At 53.0% G+C, this 2,353-nt stretch carries 2 protein-coding genes; one reads left to right on the forward strand and one right to left on the reverse strand.

Going from position 1 to position 2,353, the window contains the following annotated elements; translation table 11 throughout:
- Positions 1–149: 149 nt before the first annotated feature.
- Positions 150–716: an NADPH-dependent FMN reductase gene (locus HMPREF2959_RS10350; protein WP_002221470.1), complete on the reverse strand. Its 567-nt coding sequence runs from the start codon at positions 714–716 to the stop codon at positions 150–152.
- Positions 717–880: 164 nt separating this feature from the next.
- Between HMPREF2959_RS10350 and dacB the strand changes: the two genes are divergently transcribed.
- Entirely contained in the window at positions 881–2,290 is a 1,410-nt protein-coding gene (dacB, locus tag HMPREF2959_RS10355; protein WP_002243803.1) for a D-alanyl-D-alanine carboxypeptidase/D-alanyl-D-alanine endopeptidase, read from the forward strand.
- Positions 2,291–2,353: the final 63 nt, after the last annotated feature.

Consider the following 2,353-nt stretch of genomic DNA (forward strand, 5'->3'; position numbering starts at 1 on the left):
CAACGCCGTACTGGTTTTTGTTAATCCGCTATAAACACGCCGGTCATTTGCCGCGCATTATCCGGCAAACGGCAAACCTTGACGCTGCCCAGCCCATATAAAAAAGCCGCAAAACCCGAACCGGTTTTGCGGCCTTTCGACTTGTTTGTTTATTTGGCATTTCTTTCAATCAAACCGACAAACTGATTAATATATGACTGAACAAAATCCCTTGCCGAGTCGATCAATTTGCCGTTTTCATCAAACAGTGTCGGCGAATTGCCCAAAAACACTTCCGGCTGTCCGGTTACGGGCATATCGAAATAAGACAGCGCAAGGCGCAGGTTTTTTTGCGAACTGTAACCGCCCATCTTGCCGACGGAATGGCTGATGATGCCGGCCGGTTTGTTTTTCCACGCCACGTCGGCATTCGGTTTCGAGCCGATGTCCACCGCATTTTTCAAACAGGCGGGAATGGTGCGGTTATTTTCGGACGTAACGAACAAAATGCCGTCCGAAGCCTTAATCGTTTCGCGGAAAACCGTGTAGCTTTCGGGCAGCGGCACATCTTCCACCGCAGGGTCGTCATAATCGAAATTGTAAAGCGGCAGATGTCCGATTTCGACGATTTCCGCCTGCCAGCCTTCGGGGAACATCTCCGCCGCATTCAATGCCACTTTGCGCGCAAAAGAAGCACGGCGCAGGCTGCCCACCAAAATACTGATTTTCTTAGCCATAATCATTCCTCCTGAATATTAAGTTTGTGCGTCTCAATCATTTCATAATGATAGCGATTATTATATATGTGATTTCCCCTGCAAACAAGCCGGCCCGCCGCCACAGCGTTCCCACTTATCCGGCTTTGCCTTATAATTGCTTTTTTTATGTAACAGATTTACCTATGAATTTCCCCAAAACAGCGGCCTCCCTGCTGCTGCTTCTCGCCTCCCTCGCCGCACACGCGCTCGATACCGGCCGCATTCCGCAAAACGAAATCGCCGTATATGTCCAAGAGCTTGACAGCGGAAAAGTCATCATTGACCACCGCTCGGATGTCCCCGTCAACCCCGCCTCCACAATGAAACTCGTTACCGCGTTTGCCGCCTTCAAAACCTTCGGCAGCAATTACCGCTGGGCGACCGAGTTTAAAAGCAACGGTACGATAAACGACGGCACGCTTGACGGAAACCTGTATTGGGCGGGCAGCGGCGACCCCGTTTTCAATCAGGAAAACCTGCTTGCCGTCCAACGCCAGTTGCGCGAACAAGGCATACGCAATATCACGGGACACCTGATGCTCGACCACAGCCTGTGGGGCGAAGTCGGCAGCCCCGACGATTTCGAAGCCGACAGCGGTTCGCCGTTTATGACGCCCCCCAATCCAACTATGCTGTCTGCCGGTATGGTTATGGTGCGCGCCGAACGCAATGCCGCCGACAGTACCGACATCCTCACCGATCCGCCTTTGCCGCATATTTTCGCCCAAAACAACTTGAAAATTACCGCCTCCCAAGCTGCCTGCCCTTCGATCAAAAAACTGATGCGTGCATCTTTTTCGGACAATACGCTGAAATTGCGCGGCAATATTCCCGAGAGCTGTTTGGGCAAGCCTGTCGGTGTCCGGATGTTCGCGCTTGACGAACTGATCCGGCAAAGTTTTACCAACCACTGGCTGCTCGGCGGCGGACGGATTTCAGACGGTATCGGCATAGCCGACACGCCGGAAGGCGCGCAGACGCTTGCCGTTGCACACGCCAAACCGATGAAGGAAATTTTGACGGACATGAACAAGCGTTCGGACAATCTAATTGCGCGTTCCGTCTTCCTCAAACTCGGCGGCGACGGCAAACTGCCCGCCGTTTCCGAACAGGCAGCGTCTGCCGTCCGGCGCGAACTTGCCGTGTCGGGCATCGATGTTGCGGATTTGGTTTTGGAAAACGGTTCGGGTCTGTCTAGAAAAGAAAGGGTAACGGCGAGAATGATGGCGCAAATGTTGGAAACGGCTTATTTCAGCCCGTTTGCACAAGATTTCATCGACACGCTGCCCATCGCCGGCACAGACGGAACTTTACGCAACCGCTTCAAACAAAGCGGTGGGCTTCTGCGCCTGAAAACCGGCACGCTCAACAATGTCCGCGCATTGGCAGGCTACTGGCTGGGCGACAAACCGATGGTGGTGGTCGTCATCATCAACAGCGGTCGCGCCGTTTCCCTGCTGCCCGACTTGGACAACTTCGTTGCCAACAACATCATCTCCGGCGGCGATGGCTGGCTGGATGCGAAACTGATGTGCAAAGAACGCCGAGCCTGAAACAGGAAAATATAGTGGATTAAATTTAAGGGGCTGTCCTAGATAACTAGGATAAACTCGATT

The organism is Neisseria sp. HMSC070F02 (genome assembly GCF_001814225.1).
Taxonomy (GTDB): domain Bacteria; phylum Pseudomonadota; class Gammaproteobacteria; order Burkholderiales; family Neisseriaceae; genus Neisseria; species Neisseria meningitidis.